This window comes from Pedobacter lithocola (assembly GCF_042650845.1).
Classification (GTDB): domain Bacteria; phylum Bacteroidota; class Bacteroidia; order Sphingobacteriales; family Sphingobacteriaceae; genus Pedobacter; species Pedobacter lithocola.
Genome location: NZ_JBHSBW010000004.1, coordinates 15,092 through 39,967, shown reverse-complemented (window position 1 = coordinate 39,967; position 24,876 = coordinate 15,092). Strand labels below are relative to the sequence as shown.

Genomic DNA, 24,876 nt, shown 5'->3' with positions numbered 1-24,876 from the left:
ATGATAGAAGTGGAACAGGTGCTGGTGCACGAAGATGTTTTAAAAGAAAACTTTGTATGTAATTTAAGTAAGTGCAAAGGAATCTGTTGTGTTGAAGGCGATTCGGGTGCACCTTTAGATAACGATGAAAAGGCAATTCTGGAAGAGATTTACCCAAAAATCAAGCACCTTCTGAATGAAAAAGGCATTAAGGCAATTGAAGAGCAAGGTGTTTATGTTGTTGATGAAGATGGCGATTTGACCACACCTTGCGTAGATAGAAATAAAGAATGTGCCTATGTACTTTTTGAAGGAGGTATTACGAAGTGTGCTATAGAAAAGGCTTATGAGCAAGGCATCGTCGATTGGCAAAAGCCAATTTCATGTCACTTATATCCAATTAGAATTACCAAATATCCAGAATTTGAAGTACTAAATTATGATAGGTGGCACATCTGCCATGATGCATGCACATTTGGGCGGGAATTAAAAGTACCTGTTTACAGCTTTTTAAAAGGTCCGCTTATTCGAAAATATGGTGAGGCCTGGTATAAAGAACTGGAAGAATCTGTAGCTGCAATGTAGCTCTAATCTAAAATATTCAACAAGCCCTTAACAGCGACGCATCTGCGCTTCATCTGCGCTTGATCTACGCTTCATCTATCCATAGGAAATAGGTTATCTAATCCGCTTCAAAATTTAAAAGATTAATAAGCATATACTTAAATTGTTTATATGTAATAACAATCTTATTTTAGCGGATTGAAAATCATTTATCTTTGATTATAAATCTAATAAAGTGAAAAAAATTCTAATCACCGGTGGTGCCGGCTTCATTGGCTCTCATGTAGTGCGCCGTTTTGTAACAAACTATCCTCAATACGAAATTGTAAATCTTGATAAGTTAACTTATGCAGGCAACCTTGCAAATTTAACGGATATCGAAAATAAACCAAATTACAGATTTGTTAAGGAGGATATTACAGATGCTACCGCAATGTTTGAATTGTTCAAAGCAGAAAACTTTGATGCAGTAATTCATCTTGCTGCCGAAAGCCATGTTGATAGGTCTATTTCCGATCCAACAGCATTTGTAATTACAAACGTAATTGGTACGGTAAATTTATTAAATGCTGCCCGTGAATTTTGGAAGGGTGATTATGATAAAAAACGTTTCTACCATGTAAGTACAGATGAAGTTTATGGAGCTTTAGGTGAAGAAGGTATGTTTACAGAAACTACAGCTTATGATCCACATAGTCCGTATTCTGCTTCAAAGGCCAGCTCTGATCACTTTGTTCGGGCTTATCATGATACGTACGGAATGGATTGTGTAATTTCAAATTGCTCAAACAACTATGGTTCGCATCACTTCCCGGAAAAATTGATTCCGCTTGCTATTAACAACATAAAAAATAATAAACCTGTTCCGGTTTATGGAAAAGGTGAAAATGTTCGCGATTGGTTATGGGTTGAAGATCATGCCCGTGCGATTGATGTAATCTTTCACAATTCTAAAACCGGCGATACCTATAATATTGGTGGACATAATGAGTGGAAAAATATCGATTTGATTAATCTTCTTTGTAACATCATGGATCAGAAGTTAGGTCGCGAGAATGGAGCATCGGCGAAACTAATTACTTATGTAACAGATAGAGCCGGACATGATTTGCGTTATGCAATTGATTCGAGCAAGTTGCAAAATCAATTGGATTGGGTACCTAGTTTACAATTTGAAGAAGGTTTGGCTAAAACAGTAGATTGGTATCTTCAAAACGAAGACTGGTTGAATAATGTTACTTCAGGCAATTATCAGTCCTATTACAATCAACAATACAACAATAAATAATGGAAATTCAGGAAACAGGCTTAAAAGATTGCGTTATTATTAAACCAAGAGTTTTTGAAGATCCGAGAGGATATTTTTTCGAAAGCTTTAATAAAAAAACTTTCGAAGAGAAAACTGGTTCGAATGGTAATTTTGTTCAGGATAATCAATCCTTTTCAACTTATGGCGTAATTAGAGGTTTACATGCTCAATCTGGAGAATTTGCCCAGGCTAAATTGGTGCGTGTATTAAAAGGTGAAGTATTGGATGTTGCGGTTGATATCCGTCCTGGTTCTCCAACGTATGGTAAACACATTTCTGTAAAGTTAAGTGCAGAAAATAGATTGCAATTGTATGTTCCAAGAGGTTTTTTGCATGGATTTTCTGTTTTAAGTGAAACTGCAGAATTTTTCTACAAATGTGATAACTTCTATGAGAAATCGGCCGAGGTTGGTGTCATGTATAATGATGCTGATTTAGCTGTCGACTGGATGATACCCGCTTCAAAGGCGGCAATATCAGATAAAGATTTAATATTAAACTCATTCGCTTCGCTTAAATAATATGAGCAAAATTTTAATAATAGGAGCCGGCGGTCAGTTGGGGCAATGCCTTAAAACTGTGGCAGAGCGAAGGGGTATACAGGATATCGTTTTTCCATCAGAAAATGAGGGAAATATTTTAGAAACAGATTTGCTGAATGCGTTGTTAGAAAGGGAAAAACCATCTTACGTAATAAATTGTGCTGCTTATACAGCCGTAGATAAAGCTGAAGATGAGGTAGAATTATCAAAGGCTGTGAATGAAACAGGAGCAGGCTATCTTGCTTCAGCTTGTAAAGCTAATCAAGCTGTATTGGTTCATGTTTCTACTGATTTTGTTTTTGAAGGTAATGAAGTGAAATTGCTGAAGGAAGATGATGTGGCAAAGCCAATTAATGTTTATGGCGTTACAAAGTTGGGTGGCGAACAAGCGGTAGCATCTGTTTTAGATGAACATTTTATTTTACGTACCAGTTGGTTATACTCTGAGTATGCTAATAATTTTGTTAAAACCATGTTGAAGCTTGGCGCTGAGCGTGATGAACTGGGCATCATTGCAGATCAGGTAGGTACGCCTACTTATGCGATTGATTTGGCAAATGCTATTTTTGATATTATTGCATCAGGCAAAAAAAGTTATGGTGTTTATCATTATAGTAATGAAGGGGTGACATCATGGTTTGATTTCGCTAAAGCTATATTTGATATTAGTGAAACAGTGGTAAAGGTAAATCCAATTCCGGGTTCTGCTTATCCAACAAAAGCTCAAAGGCCAGCATTTTCTGTAATGGATAAATCAAAAATTAAAAATGAATTCAATCTAAATATTCCATATTGGAGAACGAGTTTGGTAGAATGTATTTCAAAAATTAACAATAAATAATCTAATAAAACATATAGATAATGGGATTGATGGACTTCCATCTGGCTTCCAAAATCTAAAATCTGAAATCTAATGAAAGGTATAATTTTAGCTGGTGGCAGCGGAACCCGTTTACATCCATTAACATTAGCTTGTAGTAAGCAGATGATGCCGGTTTACGATAAACCAATGATTTATTACCCGCTTTCTACCTTAATGTTAGCTGGGATTAAAGAAATTTTAATTATTTCTACTCCACATGATTTACCAAATTTCGAGAAGTTATTGGGTGATGGAACTTCGTTGGGTTGTAAATTTAGTTATGCGGTACAGGCCGAACCAAATGGGTTAGCTCAGGCGTTCGTAATTGGCGAAGAGTTTATTGGAAAAGACAAGGTTGCTTTAGTTTTGGGTGATAATATCTTTCATGGTGATGGGATGGCAAAGTTACTACAAGCTAGTAGCGACCCAGAAGGTGGTGTTGTTTTCGCCTACCAGGTTTCAGACCCAGAACGTTATGGTGTAGTAGAATTTGATGCCAACAAAAATGCGATTTCAATTGAAGAAAAGCCTGAACAGCCAAAATCAGACTATGCTGTACCAGGTTTATATTTTTATGATAACGAAGTTGTTGAAATTGCTAAAAATATAAAACCATCTCCACGCGGGGAGTATGAAATTACCGATATTAATAAGGTTTATTTAGAAAGAGGAACGTTAAAAGTTGGTGTGTTAAGTCGCGGAACCGCATGGTTAGATACTGGTACATTTACTTCATTGATGCAGGCTGGTCAGTTTGTGCAAATTATTGAAGAGCGCCAGGGATTAAAAATTGGTTGTATTGAAGAGATTGCTTACCGTATGGGTTTCATTAACGCAGAACAATTAAAAGCAATCGCTACACCTTTGGTAAAAAGTGGTTACGGAAGTTATTTGTTGAAACAGATAAAATAAGAGTTGTCATATTATCCTGATGCTATAGTTGAAGTACTGATTATTTAAAATGTAATAGCTAATAGATTACCATTAGGACATTAGCAAATAAAAAGTATCTTAATGCCTTAATGTTTTTAAACTTGATTACCCAAGGTTTTATTTAAACATTAAGGCAATAAGCAGATTGACTTGTACCTTATGATTTCAAATGAATATTAATTATCCAACGTTTAATTTAACCATTAAGGCAATAAGAATTTAGGTTAGGTGCTCAAAGCCTAAAAATCGCATCTTAATGCCTTAATTTTTTTTAAATTTGATTACCAAAGGTTTTATTCAACCATTAAGGGATTCAGAAATAAGGTTGACTAGTCAATACTTTAAAATAATCTTAATGTTTTACGTGATTCAAATTTAGGGTAACCATTCTTTATTTAAAGGTATATCTTTGCTTCTTTTAGAATACAAATGGATAGAATACCGAAAATTGCAATTATTGGATTAGGTTATGTGGGTTTGCCATTGGCAATTGAATTTGCTAAAAAATATTTCGTTATCGGTTTTGATACCAATGAAAATCGTATCAAGGAACTACAGAGTGGTTCTGACGGAACTAAAGAGGCTAATTTAGAAGACCTAAAAGCGGTTTTAAAATTTTCAGAGAAGTGTGGTTTAAAGTTTAGCTCTAATCTTGCAGACATAAGCTTATGCAATACCTATATTGTAACTGTTCCGACACCAATCGACCATTTAAAACGACCGGATTTAGAACCTTTGCTTACCGCATCGAAGATGCTCGGTATAGTTCTGAAAAAGGGTGATATTGTAATTTACGAATCAACAGTTTATCCAGGATGTACAGAAGAAGATTGTGTTCCGGTACTTGAAAAAATTTCTGGGTTAACGTATAATCAGGATTTTTTCTGTGGTTATTCTCCCGAACGCATCAATCCTGGTGATAAAATCAACACACTTACAAAAATCAAAAAGGTTACATCAGGTTCTACACCCGAAATTGCCAATCATATCAACGAATTATATGCCAGCATCATAACCGCTGGTACTCATTTGGCTCCGACTATAAGAGTAGCTGAAGCATCCAAAGCCATAGAAAATGCGCAACGTGATGTTAATATTTCCTTTGTAAATGAACTTGCCTTGATTTTTGATAAAATGGGTATAGATACATCAGATGTTCTTGCTGCAGCTGCTACAAAATGGAATTTCTTGAATTATAAACCAGGTTTGGTTGGCGGTCATTGCATTGGTGTAGATCCATATTATCTGGCCCATAAATCAGAAGCATTGGGTTACAAGCCCGAGGTGATTTTATCGGGGAGAAGGGTAAACGACAATATGGGTATGTTTGTAGCCAATAAAGTGATTAAAATGATGGTAGCGAAAGATAAAGCCATCAAAAATGCAAGGGTATTAATTTTGGGTTTCGCTTTTAAAGAAAATTGCCCTGACGTACGGAATACCCGTGTAGTTGATATCTACAAAGAGCTCAAATCTTTTTCTATAGCAGTGGATATTTATGACCCGTGGGCAAATACCGCAGAAGTAAAGGCTGAATACGATATTGAGCTTGTTCAAGAATTATCTCCTAAATACGACGCAATCATATTGGCCGTAGCTCATGATTTATTTTTGGAGATGGATTATGCTATTTATAGAAACGAAGGCACAATCATTTTTGATACGAAATCTTTCATTCCAAGAGCATTGGTTGATGCTAGGCTGTAAGAGTGGATTCGCTGCCTAAAGAAAAAGGCTTTGAAATTTATATCCTTGAGTTAAATAGTTTTAGAAAACATTGGTTTAAACACCTTTATCATCAAGGCACGAAGCAATCTAGTTAGGCAAGAGAGATTGCTTCAGCTCGCTCAATTCCAGCTTCGCAATGACGACCGTACGATAGGTGTAACAGGCATTTTAATAATCGAATTTGGACAAATGAGTTTATATCCTTGAGTTAAATAGTTTTATAAAACATTGGTTTAAGTACCTTTAGCGTCAAGGCATGAAGAAATCTAGTTAGGCAAGAGAGATTGCTTCAGCTCGCTCAATTCCAGCTTCGCAATGACGACCGTTCTTATTAAATGATTACGTTCAGCGTAACAGGCATTTTAATAATCGAATTTGGATTTATAGTTAAATATTACAAATGAGTTTATATCCTTGAGTTAAATAGTTTTATAAAACATTGGTTTAAAAACCTTTATCGTCAAGGCACGAAGCAATATAGTTAGGCAAGAGAGATTGCTTCAGCTCGCTCAATTCCAGTTTCGCAATGACGATCGTTCTTATTAAATGATTACGACCAGTGTAACAGGCGTTTTAATATAGATTAATCAACTATTAACTTTCACTTTGAATATTAATACTTTACATTCTACATTAATAAAAATATTTTCACCTTTCACATTTCAGATTTTCCCTACGCAAAAATTTATATGTATGTTTGCAAGCTCGAATCTATGAATAATTTATGAAGGTTGCTCTTATCACCGGTGTAACAGGTCAAGACGGTGCGTATTTATCTGAATTTCTATTGAAAAAAGGATATTTTGTGCATGGTATAAAAAGAAGAAGTTCTCTTCTGAATACAGACCGCATCGACCATTTATACCAAGATCAACATGAAAATAATGTTCATTTTAAATTGCATTATGGTGATTTAACTGACTCTACCAATCTCATACGTATTATTCAGGAAACCCAGCCTGATGAGATTTATAATCTGGCAGCAATGAGCCATGTACAGGTTAGTTTCGAAATGCCTGAATACACCGCAAATGCTGATGGTATAGGCACATTAAGATTACTGGAAGCTGTTCGTATTTTAGGGCTTACTGAAAAAACAAAAATATACCAAGCTTCAACATCTGAGTTATATGGCTTGGTTCAGGCTATTCCACAAAGTGAAACTACTCCATTTTATCCACGTTCTCCTTATGCGGTTGCGAAAATCTATGGTTATTGGATTACGGTAAACTATCGCGAAGCTTATGGTATGTTTGCCTGTAACGGTATTCTTTTTAATCACGAAAGCCCACTTCGAGGCGAAACCTTTGTTACCCGAAAAATTACCAGAGCAGCAACTAAAATTGCATTAGGTCTTCAAAGTTGCCTTTACCTTGGTAATTTATCCGCTCAACGCGATTGGGGTCATGCTAAAGATTATATCGAAGCCATGTGGTTGATTCTTCAACAAGAAAAAGCCGAAGATTACGTTATTGCAACAGGCGTTACTACTACCGTTCGGGATTTTGTTAGAATGAGTTTTGCTGAGATGGGTATTGAGGTTGAATTCTCTGGAAGAGATGAAAATGAAAAGGGTGTTATTATTAACGTAGATGAAGACACCGCGAGTGCATTGGGTTTGAATCTGGATAAATTAAAACCTGGTCAAACGATTGTAAGAGTCGATCCAAGGTATTTCCGCCCAACAGAAGTAGATTTGTTATTGGGTGACCCAACAAAATCGAAAACGCAACTGGGTTGGCAGCCTAAATATGATTTGCGTGGCTTAGTTAAAGAAATGATAATCTCCGACCTCAACTTAATGAAGAAAGACGAATATCTAAAACAAAGCGGCTTTAAAACTTTAAACTATTTTGAATAAAAGTGAGGCTTGATTGCTTCACAATAATATATCTATGAAACAAAAATTATTTCTTCTAACCTCCCTATTACTCTTTTTTGTCTTAATTCATTCGGGCGTATATGCGCAGAGTAATTATGCCAATCAGAAAGTAGATGAACTTTCGGATGCACAAATTAAAACGCTCATGCAAAGAGCCGAATCTTTAGGGTATAGTGATGCTCAATTGGAGCAAATGGCTGCTGCGCAAGGGATGAAGCAAGATGAAATTTTGAAGTTGCGCAAGAGAGTTGAAACTATACGGAAAGGCGGCTCTTCCACGACTGGAAATAAACCAACAACCGGGGGAGCATCTCAAAATAGAACGGAAAGGCAATATGTAGGTTCAACAGATAGTATTAGTACTGTTCAACCAACCAAGCAAGAACTAATTGATAAAGCTTTTGATGATTTAAAACCTAAAATTTTTGGGTCTGAATTGTTTAGAAATTCTAATATCACTTTCGAGCCTAATTTAAGAATGGCCACACCTGCTGGTTATATTATTGGACCAGATGATCAACTATTGATTGATATTACTGGTGATAATGAAGCAAACTATGATTTAAAAGTTAGTCCCGATGGCTCCATTCGAATCGAGTATGTTGGCATGGTTAAAGTAGGTGGATTAAGCATAGAAGCTGCTCGTTCTAAAATCAAAAATTTAATGGGTGCAACGTACCCAGGCTTACGTAATGGAAGAACTAATCTTGCTATTAACTTAGGAAATATTCGTGGAATTAAAGTTATTTTAAATGGGCAGGTAACTAAGCCTGGCACATATACCTTATCCTCTTTATCAAGTGTATTTAATGCGCTTTACGCTGCTGGCGGACCAAATGATAATGGTTCTTATCGTAAAATACAGGTGGTTCGTAATAATCGTGTAGTTGCTACCGTCGATTTTTATGACCTTATTATTAACGGGATGCAAAAAGGAAATGTTCGTTTGCAGGATCAGGATGTTATTAATGTTCCGGTTTATGAGAACAGGGTAGAGGTTGTGGGCGAAGTTAAAAACCCAGCAATTTTTGAAACCCTAAAAGGAGAAACCTTTCAAAATGTCTTGAACTTTGCCGGTGGATTCTCTAATATCGCCTATCAATCGGCAGTTAAAGTTTTCCAGAATACGGATAGGGAAAGAAAAATCAGTGATATTTTCGCTGCTGATTTTAACACCTACATCCCTAAAAATGGCGATAAATTTTTTATAGAGCCCATTTTAGATCGCTTCGAAAACAGGGTTGAAATTAATGGAGCGGTGTTCAGACCAGGCTATTTTGAATTGGAAAAGGGCATGACTTTAAAGCAGCTGATTCTGAAAGCAGATGGATTAAAAGAAGATGCCTTTATGAATCGTGGATACATTAGTAGATTAAATCCTGATAATACGCTTGGTTTAGAATCATTTGATGTTTCCGCAATTATGAACGGTAGCCAGGCAGATATTCCTTTAAAAAGAGAAGATAAAATTACCATTTCTTCTATTTTTGATTTAAGAGAAGAATATAAAATTACCGTACAGGGTGAGGTTAGAGAACCCAATCAATTTGCTTATGCAGAAAATATGAGTTTGGAAGATGCGATACAGAGGGCTGGTGGTTTTAAAGAGGGCGCTACACCAAATCGGGTTGAAATTTCGAGAAGGGTAAGAAATAGTAATGTACAATCTGTAGCCGCAAGTACAGCTGATGTATTTACCATCAATATTGATCGTAATCTTAAAATCGTTTCTGATACAACTTTCAAACTTCAACCATTCGACATCGTTTCGGTAAGAAGCGAAGAAGGTTACGTAGTGCAAAAGCAAGTTAAAATTGAAGGGGAGGTTTTATATCCGGGAACTTATACCATTAAAAATAAGAATGAAAGAATTTCGGATTTAGTTAAAAGGGCCGGAGGTTTAACGGCATTGGCATACACGGATGGTGCTTCACTAAAACGACCAGGAAGAGATACTACCTTATTTCAAAGCCAAAAAGATTCTTTGCAAAAGGAATTGTTAATTAAACGAGCAAAATATGGAAACTCTTATTCTATAGAGGATATGTTAAGTGATTCTAAATCGAATGAGCGCAAGCAAGAGGAGCAAGCCAGGATAATGAATTTGCAAAGGGTTACACAGGCCGGAGTAGATACTACATCTTATAGAAGACAACCCCAAATTATTGCATCAGATATGGTTGGGATAGATTTAACAAGAATTTTACAGGAACCAGGAAAGAGATATGACTTGTTACTAGAAGATGGTGACGTGATTAAAGTGCCTAAACAATTGCAAACCGTTCGTGTGAGTGGTGAGGTGCTGAATCCAAATAATATTGTTTTTAGAACAGGCAAGAGTTTCAAAGCATATGTAAACGGAGCAGGTGGCTTTACCGCCAGTGCTTTAAAAGGAAGGGCATATGTTAAGTATGCCAATGGTTCTGTTGAAGGTGCAAGAAGTTTCTTAATTTTTAATAATTTTCCAAAGATTAAACCAGGGGCAGAAATATTGGTGCCGAAGCGAGCTGAAAGAGAAAGAATAACAGCAGCTGCGTGGATTGGTATAGGAACTGGATTGGCATCACTAGGGGCAATAATTGTTAGTTTGTTGAGGTAGAAATTTTTCTATCAGAATCATTAATTAGATTAAAATTTTTAAAAAACATGCAATGCCAACAGAAGGTAAGATAATACATCAAGAAAATGATGGTGAGCTTTCATTAAAAGAACTACTTTTAATTTTTAAGGAATGGGTTAGTTTTTTACTATCCAAATGGATTATAATTTTAATTTTTGGAATAATTGGTGGAGCACTAGGTTTTTTATTGGCAAGTTCTAAAAAACCGCTGTTTATTGCCACAACTACGTTTGTCTTAGAGGAAGAAAAGTCAGTTGGAGGCATAGGTTCTTTATCAGGACTTGCATCCATGGCTGGATTAGATATGGGAGGAAGCGGAGGTGGTATTTTTCAAGGTGATAATATACTTGAACTGTATAAATCAAGAAATATGATTCAAAAAGCATTACTTTCTAAAGTCGAGATAGATGGAAAACCAACCCTTTTAATAGATAGATACATAAAGTTTAATAAGCTTAAGCAAATTTGGGGAGATAAGGGAATTGCTAATCAAATTAATTTTGAAATCGGGCATAAAACTAGGATTCAGGATAGTATTTTGGGAACTATAGTGGCTGATATTGACAAGAACTCTTTAAGCGTTACAAAACCAAATAAAAAATTAAGTATAATAAAAGCAGAAGTTAAATCAATAGATGAAGCTTTTTCTAAAACATTTAATGAGCAAATTGTAAAAAATGTAAACGACTTCTACGTTCAAACTAAAACTAAAAAATCGTTAGAGAATGTTGCAATTTTGCAGCAAAAGGTTGATTCTGTTAGAAATGTAATGAATGGTTCTATTTATAGGGCTGTTGTAGTTTCAGATCAGACACCTAATTTAAATCCTACAAGACAGATTCAACGAGTTGCTCCCGTACAACAAGCTCAGTTCTCTGCAGAAACAAATAAAGTTATCTTAGGTGAATTAGTTAAGAACTTAGAATTATCGAAAATTTCTCTAAGGAAGGAACAACCGCTAATTCAAATAATAGATCAACCTGTTCTTCCATTGGATAAGGATAAAGTTAGCAAAGCAAAAGGAATAGTTGTGGGCGGTTTATTGAGCGGTTTTTTTATTTGCTTATTTCTGATTCTTCGAAAGATATTAAAATCGACTTTATCTAAAGCATAATGAATATTTTAAGTTTAATAGGAAGGGATAAAGAACTATTCCAAAACGATATTAGTCAAAATGAAAAGTACTTAAGAGTAGTTGTTAGTCACTCAAAATTTTTGGTGATTGGCGGAGCTGGATCGATTGGGCAAGCCGTAACTAAAGAGATTTTTAAGCGTAATCCGCTTAAACTTCATGTTGTTGATATAAGTGAAAACAACATGGTTGAGCTAGTACGTGACATCAGAAGTTCTTATGGGTATATTGACGGAGATTTTCAAACATTTGCTCTAGATATCGGTTCTATCGAATACGATGCGTTCATCGAATCAGATGGGCTTTATGACTACGTATTGAACTTATCTGCTTTAAAACATGTTAGAAGCGAAAAAGATCCTTTTACGCTCATGAGAATGATTGATGTGAATATTTTTAACACAGAAAAAACACTTAATCAATCTATAGCAAAAGGAGTTAAGAAATATTTCTGTGTATCTACCGATAAAGCAGCTAATCCAGTTAATATGATGGGCGCTTCAAAACGCATAATGGAAATGTTTTTGATGCGTAAAAGCAAAGAAATAGCTATCTCGACTGCTCGGTTTGCAAATGTAGCTTTTTCTGATGGTTCGCTGTTGCATGGTTTTAATCAAAGAATACAAAAAAGACAACCTATTGTAGCCCCAAACGACATTAAAAGATATTTTGTCATTCCTAAAGAATCTGGCGAGTTATGCTTGATGTCGTGTATTTTTGGTGAAAATAGAGATATCTTTTTCCCTAAATTAAGTGAGAACTTACACCTTATAACTTTTGCCGCTATTGCTGCAGAATATTTAAAAGAATGTGGTTACGAGTCATTCGAATGCAAAAATGAAGAACAGGCAAGAGAGTTAATGAGTAGCTTACCTGAAGAAGGAAAATGGCCATGTTTATTTACTGCAAGTGATACTACGGGTGAAAAGGATTTTGAAGAATTTTTTACAGAGCATGAAATGCTGGATTTAGAAAGGTTTGAAAATTTAGGCATTATTAAAAATGAGCCTAATTATAATGAAAGTAATCTGCAGTTTTTTACTGATCAAATTAATAAGATGAAGCAGGACAGAAAATGGTCTAAGGATGAGATTGTAGCTTTGTTTCACAAAATGATACCTGATTTTGGACACAAAGAAACAGGTAAATACTTAGATGCAAAAATGTAATTATGGCAGATTTCAATACGGTTATATCTTATATAAAGACTCAGTATAAAACAGAAAATTTTATTCCGCTGCACGCTCCTCATTTTGGAGGCAACGAAAAAAAATATTTGCTAGAAACTATTGATTCTACGTTTGTATCCTCTGTTGGGGCTTATGTAGATCAATTTGAGGGAATGATGCAAAACATTACTCAGACTAATAAGGCAGTAGCTGTTGTTAATGGTACTGCTGGGATTCAAGTGGCTTTACGTTTAGTGGGGGTAAAAGCTGGGGATGAAGTTTTGACGCAAGCCCTGACTTTTGTTGCTACTGCAAATGCCATAGCTTACCTAAATGCAATACCTGTTTTTTTAGATGTTGATTTAGATACGATGGGGTTATCGCCCAGAGCAGTAACACAGTTTTTAGAAGAATTTGGAGATTTACGCGAAGACGGCTGCTATAATAAAAAGACTGGTAAGAGAATAAGTGCATGTATACCAATGCATACATTTGGATTCCCTGTTCATTTAGATGAATTAGTTGCAGTTTGTACTTTTTGGAAAATTCCAGTGGTCGAAGATGCTGCAGAATCATTAGGTAGTGAGTACAAAGGACAGCCAACAGGAAGTTTAGGAAAGGTAGGAGTTTTTTCATTTAACGGGAATAAAATAGTAACCTGCGGAGGTGGGGGCGCGATAGTAACTAATGATATATTTATTGGGGAGAAAGGAAAATATTTGACCACTACTGCCAAAATCCCACATCCTTATGAATATGTGCATGATGAAATGGGGTATAATTTTAGAATGCCTAATTTAAATGCAGCTCTGGCTTGTGCCCAATTGGAACAACTGAATGGGTTTTTAGAAAATAAAAGAAAATTAGCAAACGAGTATCAATCCTTTTTTGCGAGTAATGGGTTAAAATTCAGGACTGAAATGCCGGAAACCAAAGCAAATTACTGGTTGATGTGTGTGGAATTGGAAAACAAATCTGAGCGTGACCTATTTCTTCAAACAACAAATGCAAACGGCGTTATGACTCGGCCTATCTGGCAGTTGATGTTTCGTTTGCCGATGTATTCAAATTGTCAGAGAGACCAGCAATTGAATGCGGAGTATTTGGAAGAACGAATTGTAAATATACCTAGTAGTGTTAGATAAAAATGACAAATAAAATTAAAATTGGATATTTTGCGGATGGCCCTTGGTCACATCTAGCCTTTGAAAAATTAATAAAAGACGAAAGTATTTCTATTCAGTTTATTGTACCTAGGTCTGACACTAATGATAAAACTTTAAGTGAATTTTCGAATAAATACGGGATTGATTATTTATACCCTGTAAAGATCAACTCAGAGGAATTCATAAAAACTGCTGCAAAATATAATTGTGATTTATTTGTCTCGATGAGTTTTAATCAGATTTTCAGGAAGGAAGTAATAAATTTACCAAAGCTGGGTGCAATAAATTGTCATGCAGGTAAGCTACCTTTTTACAGAGGAAGAAATATTCTTAATTGGGCACTTATTAATGACGAAGATAGTTTTGGTATTACTGTTCATTACATAGATGAAGGAATTGATACGGGCGATATTATTAAACAAAATAGTTATCCAATAACTGATAATGATAATTATAGTTCATTGTTGGAAATTTCGTATGTTGAATGTGCTAAGATCTTATATGATTCAATAAAGGAAATTCAATCTGGTAATTCAAAAAGAATAAAGCAAGATTCCATTAATCCTGTTGGTTTTTATTGTGGTAGAAGAGGTATTGGAGACGAGTTAATTAATTGGAAACAAACTTCAAGAAGACTATTTAATTTTATACGTTCCATTTCAAGGCCAGGACCTATAGCAACAACATTTATGTCTGGTGTTGAAGTTAAGATTAATAGATCAAAAATAATAGTTGGGGCTCAAGAATATATCGGTACAGTTGGTCAATTATTAGCAAAAACAGAAGATGGATTTTTAATCAAAACTGAGGATAGTTTTATAGAAATTTGTGAAATTGAGACTGATGTAAAATTAAAAGTCGGTGATAAACTGGGATATGAGTAATAAAGTTATAATAATTGCAGAAGCAGGAGTCAATCACAATGGTGATATTAAGAAAGCAAAATTGCTAATCGATGTTGCAGCAGATGCGGGCGTTGATTATGTGAAGTTTCAGTCTTTTGTTGCTAATAGGTTAGTTAGTAAAGAAGCTAAAAAAGCACAGTATCAAAGTGTTAATATAAATGACGGTGATGATTCTCAATATAATATGTTGAAAAAACTAGAGTTGAGCCACGAAGATCATTTGGAGTTGATGTCCTATTGCGCTGAAAAAAAAATACAATTTTTCTCCACTGCATTTGATGTAGAAGGAGTTCATTATTTGAATGACCTCGGACTTTCTTTTTTTAAAATTCCAAGTGGAGAAATAACTAATTATCCTTATTTGAAGGCCATTGCTTTGTTTGGTAAACCTGTGATTATGTCAACAGGAATGTGTTCCGAAGTAGAAATCATGCAAGCGTTGGATGTATTGGTTAAATTTGGACTTTCAAAAACACAAATCTCAATATTGCATTGTAATACAGAATATCCAACTCCAATGCAAGATGTAAATCTTAAAGCCATGCAAAGTATACAGAAAACATTTGGGGTAAATGTTGGATATTCCGATCACACACTTGGTATTGAAGTGGCTGTTGCGGCAGTTGCATTAGGAGCTACAATAATAGAAAAGCATTTTACGTTGGATAGAACTTTGCCAGGCCCTGATCATGTAGCTTCATTAGAACCAACTGAATTAAAGGAAATGGTTGCGGCAATACGTAATGTAGAATTGGCGATGAGTGGTAATGGAGAAAAAAAGCCAAGTAAAAGTGAAACAAAAAATATAGCGATTGCAAGAAAAAGTATACACATTAATAAGGATTTATTAAAAGGAGCCACTATTACCTCTAATGATATTATTTCATTACGCCCTGGAGACGGAATTTCTCCGATGGAATGGGAGAATATAGTAGGCAAAAAGTTGAAAACAGATAAAAATGAATTTGATAAATTATTTTTTTCTGATCTCCTATGAGAATAGGGATATTAACTAGCTCAAGAGCTGATTACGGAATATATCTTCCATTGCTTGAAAGAATGAAAACTGATTCTTTTTTCGAAATGGAGATTATTGCTTTTGGTACTCATTTGTCAAAGAGCCACGGTTATACATTAAGCGATATAGAAAAGGGTCAATATGTTTGTATTCATACTATTTCCTCAATGATTTCAAATGATAATGAACAGTCTATAGCATCATCTTATGGCTTGACTGTGTTGAAGTTTGCAGACTTTTGGGAGAGTCATTCATATGATTTGGTGTTTTGTTTGGGAGATCGTTTTGAGATGAGTGCTGCTGTACAAGCAGGAATTCCTTTTGGGATAAAATTTGCTCACATACATGGAGGAGAAACTACATTGGGAGCGATAGACAATGTTTACCGTCATCAAATTACATTAGCTTCAAAATTACATTTTACAGCTACCGATGTATTTAGGAAAAAAGTAATTAATTTGACAGATTCATTAGATGATGTTTATGATGTTGGTTCGTTGAGCTTGAATGATATAAAGTCCTTTGTGCCGATAGATAGAGCTGCTTTCTTTGAAGAATTTAATATTCCCAATGAAGAGTTTATATTAGTAACCTTTCATCCGGAAACTATGTCGGTACAAGAAAATGTTAAATACGCCCAAGCTATGAAAAACGCTTTGGCAACTATTTCTAAAGAAACATTTGTGATTATAACAATGCCTAACGCAGATACACAAGGGTCTGTTTACAGAGAAGCAATTGAAAAATTGAAAACGGAATGTCCAAATCGATTGTTGTTAATTGAAAACTTTGGTAAAATTAAATATTTTTCCGCGATGTATTATTCTAAACTCCTACTAGGAAATACCTCTAGTGGAATTTTGGAAGCTGCTTCATTTGGAAAATACGTTGTTAATGTAGGAGATAGACAAAAAGGAAGGATTCAAAGTGGTAATGTTTTAAATTGTGAATTTGAAGAAAGGGCCATTATCGTAGTGGTTTCAAAGGCCATTATTTTTGGATCATACAATGGAGATAATATTTACTTCAAGATAAACGTTGCCAATAACATTATTAAAATCGTAAAGGAATTTTATGCGAGTATATAAAGATCATTTAATTCTTTCCGGAAGTACAATAAAACAAGCTTTACTCCAATTCAATCGATTGGGACAAGATGCTATATTATTTGTTGTTGATGCAGATGATAGATTAATTGGAGCACTTACAGATGGGGATGTGAGACGTGGTTTACTGAAAGGATTTACTATTGAGAGTCGTGTCGATGAAATTATACAAGATAATCCTAGGTATATAATAAAAGGGGAGAATAACCTGGAAAAAATTATTGAATATCGTGAGGGAGATTTCAGAATTGTGCCTGTAGTTGATGAAAATCATCGAGTAGTAAATGTTATCAATTTTAGAAAAATCAGGTCTTACTTGCCTATAGATGCAGTAATTATGGCAGGAGGCAGGGGACAACGTTTACAACCACTTACAGATGCAGTGCCAAAACCGCTTTTAAAAGTAGGTAATAAAGCTATAATGGAACACAATCTGGATCGGTTGGCTTTATTCGGGATTGATGATTTTTGGGTTTCTGTAAAATATTTGGGGGAACAAATTGAAAATTATTTTGGTAAAGGAACAGAGAAAAACATAAAAATAGAATATGTTTGGGAAAACGAACCATTAGGCACCATTGGAGCTGTTTCTAAAATTAAAAATTTTGAACACGATTATATATTGGTAACTAATTCCGATTTGTTGACCAATATCGATTACGAGCAGTTTTTTCTTGAATTTATTAAGCAAAAGGCTGATTTAGCTGTTTTAACTATACCCTATCAGGTAAGTATTCCTTATGCTGTATTGGAAACTAATAATGGAGCTGTAAAAAGTTTTAAAGAAAAACCCACCTATACCTATTATTCTAATGGTGGTATATATTTAATGAAAAAAGAAATGTTGAAATATATACCACAAGATATTTTTTTTGATGCTCCCGATTTAATGCAGGAGTTATTAAACGATAACTTAAAAGTTATTTCTTTTCCTTTTTCTGGTTATTGGCTGGATGTAGGAAAACATGAAGATTTTGAGAAGGCACATATAGATATACATAATATTAAGTTTTAAGATGAATATATTAATTACCCTTTGTGCTCGTGGAGGTTCTAAAGGAATACCTAATAAAAATATTAAATCGATAGCAGATAAACCACTTATTGCTTATTCAATTGATTTTGCTAATAGATTGAAAGAGAAATGGAATGTTAAAGTAGCTTTATCTACAGATGATTCTGAAATAAAATCCGTAGCAGCAACCTATGGTGTTTTTACTAAATATTCAAGACCTAAATATTTAGCTACCGATGTAGCTGGTAAAATAGATACGATTAAAGATTTATTATTACATGAGGAATCATTAGTAGATTATAAGTACGATTTTATACTAGATTTAGATGTTACTTCCCCACTAAGAACAGTAGATGATGTCATAAAAGCTTTGGAGCTTATAATTGCTAACTCAGAGGCAAAAAACCTGTTTTCCGTAAATCAGGCAGCAAGAAACCCATATTTCAATATGGTCGAAGAAAACAGTAGTGGATTTTATTCATTAATTAAAACCAATCCAGATGGAAGTGTGATGACACGCCAGTCAGCACCAAAAGTCTATGATTTGAATGCATCTTTCTATTGGTATAGAAGATCTTTTTTTGATTCTGGCGCTAAGACGGCAATTACTGATAAATCTTTAATTTATGTCATGAATCACATTTGTTTTGATTTAGATCATCCGGTAGATTTTTTGTTTATGGAATATTTGCTGCAAAACAATAAACTGGATTTTGAGTTATGAATGTGTTAATTGTGGGCTTAGGCTCTATTGCAAGAAAGCATATTGCGGCTCTACAAACTTTGAAAATAGGTACTAAAATTTATGCATTGCGATCTGGAATAAATTCCACAGTTGAAATAGGTGTAGAAAATATTTATGATTTAGATACTGTAAATGTTGTATTTGATTTTGCCATTATCTCAAATCCTACCCATTTACACTATCAATTTATTAAAGAATTAGCTCAAAAAAGTATTCCGTTGTTTATTGAAAAACCTGCGGTACATACTTTAGAAAATGCGAATAAATTAGTAGAATTAATCGCAGAAAAACAATTGGTTTCATATGTAGCCTGTAATTTAAGATTTCATCCTTGCATTAAATTTTTAAAAGAAAAAATGGAAGATAAACCTTTAAGAATTAATGAGCTTAATATCTATTGTGGCTCTTATTTGCCAGATTGGAGGCCAGGAAGGGATTTTAGATATATATATAGTGCAAATGCCGAAATGGGTGGTGGTGTTCATTTAGATTTATTTCATGAAATAGATTACACCACTTGGCTTTTTGGTTCACCTAATAAAAGTAAATCAGTTTTGCGAAATAATTCAAGTTTGGATATTGATGCAGTGGATTATGCAAACTATATATTGCAATACGACGGATTTACAGCCAGTATAATTTTAAACTATTACAGAAGAAATCCCAAACGTGAGATAGAAGTGGTTTTCGAAGATGATACTTGGACTGTCGATTTAATAAAAAATACCCTAAAAAATGATGCTAATGAATATTTATTTGAAGCATCGGATTTTGATGTTAAACATACCTACATTTTTCAATTAGAGTATTTTATTAATTGTTTGAAGACGAATCAAATACCAATGAATTCTTTTAAAGATTCTTTAGAGAATCTAAAATTATGTTTAAATAATGAATAGTTTAAAAAATAAAATAATTATTGTAACAGGCGGTTCCGGATTGCTGGGCAGAGAAATTATAAAAGATCTTGATGCTAAAGGCGCTACTGCAATTAATGCAGATATTAATGTTAAAACGGATCTAAAAAAAGGTACGCTAAAAGTTGATATTACTTTAGAAAATTCAGTTATAGAGGCTATTAAATCAGTTTCTAAATTTTATGGAAAAATTGATGGGTTAGTCAATAATGCATATCCACGTACTAAAGATTGGGGAACTAAATTTGAAGATATAACTTATGACTCATGGAAGGCCAATATTGATATGCAAATGAATACCACATTTTTGTTTATTCAGAAGGTTATGCCAGAGTTGCTTAAAACTAAAGGAGCTATTGTTAATATGGCTTCAATCTATGGCGTGGTTGGAAATGATCTGACAATTTATGAAAATACAAGTATTGGTACAGCAGCGCAATACTCCGCTATTAAAGGTGGGGTCATTAATTTTACAAGATATTTAGCCTCTTATTATGGAAGGCGAGGAGTAAGAGTAAATTGTGTTTCACCAGGAGGTATTTTCGATAATCAACATGAAATGTTTGTTGCTAACTACGAAAAAAAAGTTCCAATGGGCAGAATGGGAAATCCAGATGACATTGCCCCAGCTGTATGCTTTTTATTGTCGGATGAAGCCAAATACATTACAGGACAAAACTTAATTGTAGATGGAGGCTGGACTGCAATTTAATATTTAATTTTTTTATGATTATAATAGACCTCATTACAAAAATAAAATTTGATAAAAATGCAGATAGGCTAGGACCTGATATTCCTTTTACACATTGGCGGTTATATTTTAAAAAACTAATGTTAAAGATCTGTAAGAAAAAATTTAAATATTTCAGCGACACAGCTGAGTTTAGAGCAGGGGCATACGCAGTTTGCTGTTCAAAAATTAGCATTGGTAAGAGAGTTGTAATTAGACCTGGTACAATGTTGTTTGCTAGTCCAGGAGATAATGGCCGTGGTATTATTATAGAAGATGATGTGTTGGTAGGCTCAGGAGTACATTGTTACACTGGAAATCATACTTTTAAAAATCTAAATATCCCAATTATTGATCAAGGTCATGATGAATCAAAGGAAGTTGTGTTAAGAAAAGGATGTTGGATTGGTGCGAATGCAATTTTATTGGCCGGCGTAATAATCGGTGAAAATTCAGTCGTTGCCGCAGGGTCGGTGGTCACGAAGTCAATACCCGGAGGTGTAGTAGTAGCTGGCGTTCCAGCTAAAATAATTAAAAGTATTGGGTAGTATGGAATTTGAAAAAGTTGTCTATGTCCGATATTTCCCTCTCACAAAGGCGATCTATAGAGATTTGTATTTTGAAGAATTACTTGACAATGATATTCAGGTAGACTATTTAGATTTGACGGCTTTTTTCTTTCCAGATAAAATTACTTCTGATGATTTTAATTTTGGAGGAACTGTAAAAATTAATTCTTTCAAAGAGCTTGAGGTTTATTTAAAAAATCAAGACAATCAAAATACTTTGTATATTTCGATAATGACTTTCGAATGGCGTGTCTTTAGATTGTTTAGATTGTTTACAAAATTTAATCTTAAGATAGGAGTATTTGCAAGAGGAGTTTTTCCTAGTGATACTGAGACCGATAAGAAATCTAAAATTGTTAAGTTTATTAAAGCCATAAACTATAAAAAAATTATGGCTTTTTGCACTAATAAAATTATTTTCCTTGCTAAAAGAAGTGGGTATATAAAATCATATGACTATATTTTTAAAGCTGGAGATAATGGATATTGGGGACTCGGTATAGGGAGTGAAATTGATTATCAAAATGCAAAAATAATTGAAGTTAATACAGTTGATTACGATCAGTTCATACTTAATAAAAAATTACAGCCTGTACATAATGAGGAGTATATTGTTTTTTTAGACCAATACTTGCCGTACCATCCCGACACTAGTTATTTTAAGATAAAAACAGTAAAACCAGAACCGTATTTTAAAGAAGTAAATCACTTTTTTGACAGATTAGAATTGGCAACAGGTAAGAAAGTGATTATTGCAGCACATCCCAAAGCAGAAAGATACAAGGAATTTAATCCATACAATACCAGATCTGTTTTTTTTAATCAGTCAAACGATCTGGTAAAAGAAGCATCTTTGGTATTAACGCATGCCAGCACAGCAATTTGCTTTCCTATTTGTTATGAAAAAAAAATAGTTTTGCTTGCTAGTGACTATTTAACTGAAGTATTACCAACATTTTTAGTAATAGCCAAAGCCATTGTAAATGCTTGCGATGCAACTCTAATCGCAATGGATAAAGAAAAAGAAATCATAATAGAAGAAAAAATAAATTTTGAGAAATACTCTGATTTTAAATACAAATATTTAACCTCAAAAGTAAGCGAAAACCATTTGTCGAAAGATATTTTTATAAGCTTCTTGAAATTAGAAGATAAATTTCCCCAATAAAGAAATGAAACAATTCCTAAAAATTTACTTTTGGCAATTCATCTCAATTCTATTTAATTTTGCCGCAATTTTTGTAGTAACACCCTATCTTTCATCTAATCAAACTATATACGGAATTTATACGCTTATTGTTGCGGCATATATGTTTCTGTCTTACGCCGATTTTGGGTTTTTAGGTGCAGGAATGAAATTTGCATCTGAATATTATGCCCAAAAAAACTTAAAAGAGGAAATAAAAATTATTGGTTTTACAGGCTTTATTTTCTTAGTATTTGTTGCTTTATATGCATTGGGAATATTTCTACTTTCTTTTAGACCTGAGTTAATTGTAAAAAACTTAAGCAATATTGAAGAGAGATCTATAGCGAGCAATCTGCTTTTAATACTGGCCATATTCTGCCCTATTTTTGTTATGCAAAGAATAGTACAGATAATATTTGCTGTACGTTTAAGAGATTATATTTTTCAAAGAATTTTCATTGTGGCTAACGCCATTAAGATTCTTTTTGCTTTATTATTTTTTAGTGATAAGGATTATCCAATAGTAGGCTATTTTCTCTTTTCTCAGGTTTGTACTCTCATTGCTGTTTTATTAGGTTTTTACATTGCAAAAAAACAGTTTGGTTATGATTATAAATTGTTTTTTGGTTCTTTTAAGTTCTCCAAAGTAATATATGAAAAGACAAAAAAACTAGCTTTTGTTTCTATCTTTCTTACATTGTGTTGGGTTTTATATTATGAATTAGATCCTTTTGTTATTTCGAGATTATTAGGAGCTAAATATTTGGCTATTTTTGCTATTGGGTTTACCTTAATGGAATATTTTAGGTCGGTTTTTGGCATTGTATTTAGTCCTTTTATTGCAAAATTTAATCATTTTGTTGGTTTAAAGGACTATGAGGGTTTACACGCTTTTTTTAACCGAGTTTTAATACTCGGTTTGCCTTTAACAGTTTTTCCGGTTCTTTCTATTTCCATTACAATTAAATATTTTATATTTACCTGGGTCGGCAATCAATATGCTAACTCTGTCTCTGTTGCTCAAGTACTGGTTTTAAGTTTTTTGTTTAGCTTTTTATCTTCTCCAACAGGAATTTTAATAATGGCTTACGAGCGTTCAAAACTTCTTTACGTTACCAATGCATTGCTACCCATAGTATATTGGGGAGGCGTTTTTATTGCTTTTAAATTCATCGGTTTGCAGGCTTTTGCAGACTTTAAAGCGGTTGCATTTTTTGCTGTTGCTATAGTGTACTTAAATATAATTGTAAAACTTTTAAATTTAAAATTTTGGCATTTTTTATGGAAGTTAGTATCTCCAGCTATAGTACCGATTTTGTTTATTTTAGCGATTACATTTTTCACAAAATCATATCTTTCTTTAGAAAAAGATAAGATAAATTTATTAATTTATTTTATCTATAATGGGTTTGTAATTTGTATAGCATTTGTTATCTATTATTTTTTCTCACGAGAATATAGAAAAATAATCAACTCAATATTAAATCCTTTACTTGAAAAAGTATTCAAAAATAAATAGTAGGGCATAAATTATGGTTGTATTTTTTTTAAAAAGATTAGTTCAGAATTTATTAAGTAATGTGCAAGACATTTTAAACTTGTACAAGTTTAAAAAAAAGCACCCTAGCTGCGAATTTCTTTCCGGCGCAAAAATATCAAATTCGTTATTTGGCAATCACAGCATCATTTTCAATGATGTTATCATAGATTCTTGTTCAATTGGAGATCATACATATATTCAAAAAAAATCGACAATTTTTAATGCTGATATTGGTAAGTTTTGTTCTATTGCCTCACAAGTTAGTATTGGGCCAGGAATACATAAGGTTGATGGTGTAAGCACTCACCCTGCTTTTTATTTGCGAAATACACCTCTTAAAAAGAAGTTCAGTGACAAGGATTTATTTCTACCCTTCAAAAAAACAACAATAGGGCATGATGTTTGGATAGGTGAACGAGCTATTTTAATTGATGGCATTTCTATCGGTACGGGAGCAATAATTGCCGCAGGTTCTGTTGTTACCAAGGATGTGGAACCTTATTCTGTAGTGGGTGGAGTACCAGCAAAACATATTAAATTTAGAGTTGGAGAGGATGAGAGAGAATTACTTTTAGCGTCAAAATGGTGGGATTTTTCGGATGAGTGGTTATCAAATAACTATATCTTATTCGGTAATGTATCTGAATTTTTAAAAAAAATCTAAAGGAAGTGATAGAATACATTAAAAGAATGCCTAACCTTCTCTACTTTCTATTTAATTTTTTTAGCTATAAAAGATTAAATATCAGGGCTGTTGTTTTCTTTTCAAACAGAGTTCAGGGAAAAAAATACATTACTATTGGGCGCAATAGCGTTGTACAAAGAGGTAGTTGGTTACTTGCTTTAAAAATAGATGAGTATGAGCCTATACTTTCAATTGGTGAGAATTGTGCAATTGGCGATTACGCACATATTACATCAATAAGAAAGGTAATTTTTCAAAATAATGTGTTACTGGCTAATAATGTTTATGTTTCTGATAATTTACATGGTTATGATGACATCAGTATTGCAATTAAAGATCAGCCAATTAAATTTAAAAAAGAAGTAGTTTTGCAAAGTGGTTGTTGGATTGGTGAAAATGTGTGTATAATAGGTGCAAGTGTAGGTAAAAACAGTATAGTTGGAGCCAACTCAGTGGTTACAAATGATATTGAGGATTATTGTATTGCGGTTGGAAGTCCTGCTAAAGTTATTAAAAGGTACGACTTTCTAACTAAAAGCTGGAATCCAGTAAATAAAAATTATTAATTTTA

At 33.7% G+C, this 24,876-nt stretch carries 23 protein-coding genes; all 23 read left to right on the top strand.

The window, feature by feature from the left end; translation table 11 throughout:
• The 23 genes from ACFOWA_RS02100 (at position 1) to ACFOWA_RS01990 (ending at position 24,871) form a co-directional block, all read left to right on the top strand.
• Complete coding sequence (locus ACFOWA_RS02100) at positions 1-564, top strand: DUF3109 family protein (protein WP_378981407.1); 564 nt, start codon at positions 1-3, stop codon at positions 562-564.
• A gap of 214 nt (positions 565-778) precedes the next feature.
• Entirely contained in the window at positions 779-1,831 is a 1,053-nt protein-coding gene (rfbB, locus tag ACFOWA_RS02095; RefSeq protein WP_378981291.1) for a dTDP-glucose 4,6-dehydratase, read from the top strand.
• Positions 1,831-2,373: a dTDP-4-dehydrorhamnose 3,5-epimerase gene (gene rfbC / locus ACFOWA_RS02090; RefSeq protein ID WP_378981289.1), complete on the top strand. Its 543-nt coding sequence runs from the start codon at positions 1,831-1,833 to the stop codon at positions 2,371-2,373. Before rfbB ends, rfbC begins: the two co-directional genes overlap by 1 nt.
• Position 2,374: 1 nt before the next feature.
• Positions 2,375-3,235 (top strand): dTDP-4-dehydrorhamnose reductase, encoded by an 861-nt coding sequence (rfbD, locus tag ACFOWA_RS02085; protein ID WP_378981287.1) that lies wholly within the window; start codon positions 2,375-2,377, stop codon positions 3,233-3,235.
• Between the two features lie 72 nt (positions 3,236-3,307).
• Positions 3,308-4,168, top strand: a complete 861-nt coding sequence (rfbA, locus tag ACFOWA_RS02080) for a glucose-1-phosphate thymidylyltransferase RfbA (RefSeq protein WP_378981285.1) — start codon at positions 3,308-3,310, stop codon at positions 4,166-4,168.
• A 450-nt stretch (positions 4,169-4,618) separates the two neighbouring features.
• Positions 4,619-5,896, top strand: coding sequence for a nucleotide sugar dehydrogenase (locus ACFOWA_RS02075; RefSeq protein WP_378981283.1), 1,278 nt, complete (start codon positions 4,619-4,621; stop codon positions 5,894-5,896).
• A 745-nt stretch (positions 5,897-6,641) separates the two neighbouring features.
• The gene (gene gmd, locus ACFOWA_RS02070; RefSeq protein ID WP_378981281.1) at positions 6,642-7,778 is read left to right on the top strand and encodes a GDP-mannose 4,6-dehydratase; all 1,137 of its coding nucleotides are present in this window, start codon (positions 6,642-6,644) and stop codon (positions 7,776-7,778) included.
• A gap of 34 nt (positions 7,779-7,812) precedes the next feature.
• Positions 7,813-10,398 (top strand): SLBB domain-containing protein, encoded by a 2,586-nt coding sequence (locus ACFOWA_RS02065; RefSeq protein WP_378981279.1) that lies wholly within the window; start codon positions 7,813-7,815, stop codon positions 10,396-10,398.
• A 52-nt stretch (positions 10,399-10,450) separates the two neighbouring features.
• Positions 10,451-11,533 (top strand): lipopolysaccharide biosynthesis protein, encoded by a 1,083-nt coding sequence (locus ACFOWA_RS02060; protein WP_378981277.1) that lies wholly within the window; start codon positions 10,451-10,453, stop codon positions 11,531-11,533.
• Positions 11,533-12,720: a UDP-N-acetylglucosamine 4,6-dehydratase gene (locus ACFOWA_RS02055; RefSeq protein ID WP_378981275.1), complete on the top strand. Its 1,188-nt coding sequence runs from the start codon at positions 11,533-11,535 to the stop codon at positions 12,718-12,720. Before ACFOWA_RS02060 ends, ACFOWA_RS02055 begins: the two co-directional genes overlap by 1 nt.
• A gap of 2 nt (positions 12,721-12,722) precedes the next feature.
• Positions 12,723-13,865 carry a LegC family aminotransferase gene (locus ACFOWA_RS02050; protein ID WP_378981273.1) on the top strand — a complete coding sequence of 381 codons (1,143 nt, stop codon included), beginning with the start codon at positions 12,723-12,725 and terminating at the stop codon, positions 13,863-13,865.
• Between the two features lie 2 nt (positions 13,866-13,867).
• Positions 13,868-14,770, top strand: coding sequence for a methionyl-tRNA formyltransferase (locus ACFOWA_RS02045; protein WP_378981271.1), 903 nt, complete (start codon positions 13,868-13,870; stop codon positions 14,768-14,770).
• On the top strand, positions 14,763-15,788 hold the full coding sequence (gene neuB, locus ACFOWA_RS02040) for an N-acetylneuraminate synthase (RefSeq protein WP_378981269.1): 1,026 nt from the start codon (positions 14,763-14,765) through the stop codon (positions 15,786-15,788). Before ACFOWA_RS02045 ends, neuB begins: the two co-directional genes overlap by 8 nt.
• Positions 15,785-16,897: a UDP-N-acetylglucosamine 2-epimerase gene (gene neuC, locus ACFOWA_RS02035; RefSeq protein WP_378981267.1), complete on the top strand. Its 1,113-nt coding sequence runs from the start codon at positions 15,785-15,787 to the stop codon at positions 16,895-16,897. The genes neuB and neuC overlap by 4 nt, the downstream gene beginning before the upstream one ends.
• Positions 16,884-17,930: a nucleotidyltransferase family protein gene (locus tag ACFOWA_RS02030; RefSeq protein ID WP_378981265.1), complete on the top strand. Its 1,047-nt coding sequence runs from the start codon at positions 16,884-16,886 to the stop codon at positions 17,928-17,930. Before neuC ends, ACFOWA_RS02030 begins: the two co-directional genes overlap by 14 nt.
• Before the next feature lies 1 nt (position 17,931).
• Entirely contained in the window at positions 17,932-18,654 is a 723-nt protein-coding gene (locus ACFOWA_RS02025) for an acylneuraminate cytidylyltransferase family protein (protein WP_378981263.1), read from the top strand.
• Entirely contained in the window at positions 18,651-19,574 is a 924-nt protein-coding gene (locus ACFOWA_RS02020; RefSeq protein WP_378981261.1) for a Gfo/Idh/MocA family protein, read from the top strand. The genes ACFOWA_RS02025 and ACFOWA_RS02020 overlap by 4 nt, the downstream gene beginning before the upstream one ends.
• Positions 19,567-20,304, top strand: coding sequence for an SDR family oxidoreductase (locus tag ACFOWA_RS02015; RefSeq protein ID WP_378981260.1), 738 nt, complete (start codon positions 19,567-19,569; stop codon positions 20,302-20,304). Before ACFOWA_RS02020 ends, ACFOWA_RS02015 begins: the two co-directional genes overlap by 8 nt.
• A gap of 14 nt (positions 20,305-20,318) precedes the next feature.
• The gene (locus ACFOWA_RS02010) at positions 20,319-20,870 is read left to right on the top strand and encodes an acyltransferase (protein WP_378981258.1); all 552 of its coding nucleotides are present in this window, start codon (positions 20,319-20,321) and stop codon (positions 20,868-20,870) included.
• A gap of 1 nt (position 20,871) precedes the next feature.
• Positions 20,872-22,059 (top strand): hypothetical protein, encoded by a 1,188-nt coding sequence (locus ACFOWA_RS02005; RefSeq protein ID WP_378981257.1) that lies wholly within the window; start codon positions 20,872-20,874, stop codon positions 22,057-22,059.
• Between the two features lie 4 nt (positions 22,060-22,063).
• On the top strand, positions 22,064-23,599 hold the full coding sequence (locus ACFOWA_RS02000) for a lipopolysaccharide biosynthesis protein (RefSeq protein WP_378981255.1): 1,536 nt from the start codon (positions 22,064-22,066) through the stop codon (positions 23,597-23,599).
• A 13-nt stretch (positions 23,600-23,612) separates the two neighbouring features.
• Positions 23,613-24,284, top strand: a complete 672-nt coding sequence (locus ACFOWA_RS01995; RefSeq protein ID WP_378981253.1) for a CatB-related O-acetyltransferase — start codon at positions 23,613-23,615, stop codon at positions 24,282-24,284.
• Between the two features lie 5 nt (positions 24,285-24,289).
• A complete protein-coding gene (locus ACFOWA_RS01990) occupies positions 24,290-24,871 on the top strand; it encodes an acyltransferase (protein ID WP_378981251.1) in 582 nt (193 codons plus the stop codon).
• Positions 24,872-24,876: the final 5 nt, after the last annotated feature.

Bases quoted from the DNA above. Each gene is read 5' to 3' on its own strand.
- ACFOWA_RS02100 (WP_378981407.1), top strand. From the start codon at position 1: ATGATAGAAGTGGAACAGGTGCTGGTGCACGAAGATGTTTTAAAAGAA.
- rfbC (WP_378981289.1), top strand. From the start codon at position 1,831: ATGGAAATTCAGGAAACAGGCTTAAAAGATTGCGTTATTATTAAACCA.
- rfbD (WP_378981287.1), top strand. From the start codon at position 2,375: ATGAGCAAAATTTTAATAATAGGAGCCGGCGGTCAGTTGGGGCAATGC.
- rfbA (WP_378981285.1), top strand. From the start codon at position 3,308: ATGAAAGGTATAATTTTAGCTGGTGGCAGCGGAACCCGTTTACATCCA.
- ACFOWA_RS02075 (WP_378981283.1), top strand. From the start codon at position 4,619: ATGGATAGAATACCGAAAATTGCAATTATTGGATTAGGTTATGTGGGT.
- gmd (WP_378981281.1), top strand. From the start codon at position 6,642: ATGAAGGTTGCTCTTATCACCGGTGTAACAGGTCAAGACGGTGCGTAT.
- ACFOWA_RS02065 (WP_378981279.1), top strand. From the start codon at position 7,813: ATGAAACAAAAATTATTTCTTCTAACCTCCCTATTACTCTTTTTTGTC.
- ACFOWA_RS02060 (WP_378981277.1), top strand. From the start codon at position 10,451: ATGCCAACAGAAGGTAAGATAATACATCAAGAAAATGATGGTGAGCTT.
- ACFOWA_RS02055 (WP_378981275.1), top strand. From the start codon at position 11,533: ATGAATATTTTAAGTTTAATAGGAAGGGATAAAGAACTATTCCAAAAC.
- ACFOWA_RS02050 (WP_378981273.1), top strand. From the start codon at position 12,723: ATGGCAGATTTCAATACGGTTATATCTTATATAAAGACTCAGTATAAA.
- ACFOWA_RS02045 (WP_378981271.1), top strand. From the start codon at position 13,868: ATGACAAATAAAATTAAAATTGGATATTTTGCGGATGGCCCTTGGTCA.
- neuB (WP_378981269.1), top strand. From the start codon at position 14,763: ATGAGTAATAAAGTTATAATAATTGCAGAAGCAGGAGTCAATCACAAT.
- neuC (WP_378981267.1), top strand. From the start codon at position 15,785: ATGAGAATAGGGATATTAACTAGCTCAAGAGCTGATTACGGAATATAT.
- ACFOWA_RS02030 (WP_378981265.1), top strand. From the start codon at position 16,884: ATGCGAGTATATAAAGATCATTTAATTCTTTCCGGAAGTACAATAAAA.
- ACFOWA_RS02025 (WP_378981263.1), top strand. From the start codon at position 17,932: ATGAATATATTAATTACCCTTTGTGCTCGTGGAGGTTCTAAAGGAATA.
- ACFOWA_RS02020 (WP_378981261.1), top strand. From the start codon at position 18,651: ATGAATGTGTTAATTGTGGGCTTAGGCTCTATTGCAAGAAAGCATATT.
- ACFOWA_RS02015 (WP_378981260.1), top strand. From the start codon at position 19,567: ATGAATAGTTTAAAAAATAAAATAATTATTGTAACAGGCGGTTCCGGA.
- ACFOWA_RS02010 (WP_378981258.1), top strand. From the start codon at position 20,319: ATGATTATAATAGACCTCATTACAAAAATAAAATTTGATAAAAATGCA.
- ACFOWA_RS02005 (WP_378981257.1), top strand. From the start codon at position 20,872: ATGGAATTTGAAAAAGTTGTCTATGTCCGATATTTCCCTCTCACAAAG.
- ACFOWA_RS02000 (WP_378981255.1), top strand. From the start codon at position 22,064: ATGAAACAATTCCTAAAAATTTACTTTTGGCAATTCATCTCAATTCTA.
- ACFOWA_RS01995 (WP_378981253.1), top strand. From the start codon at position 23,613: ATGGTTGTATTTTTTTTAAAAAGATTAGTTCAGAATTTATTAAGTAAT.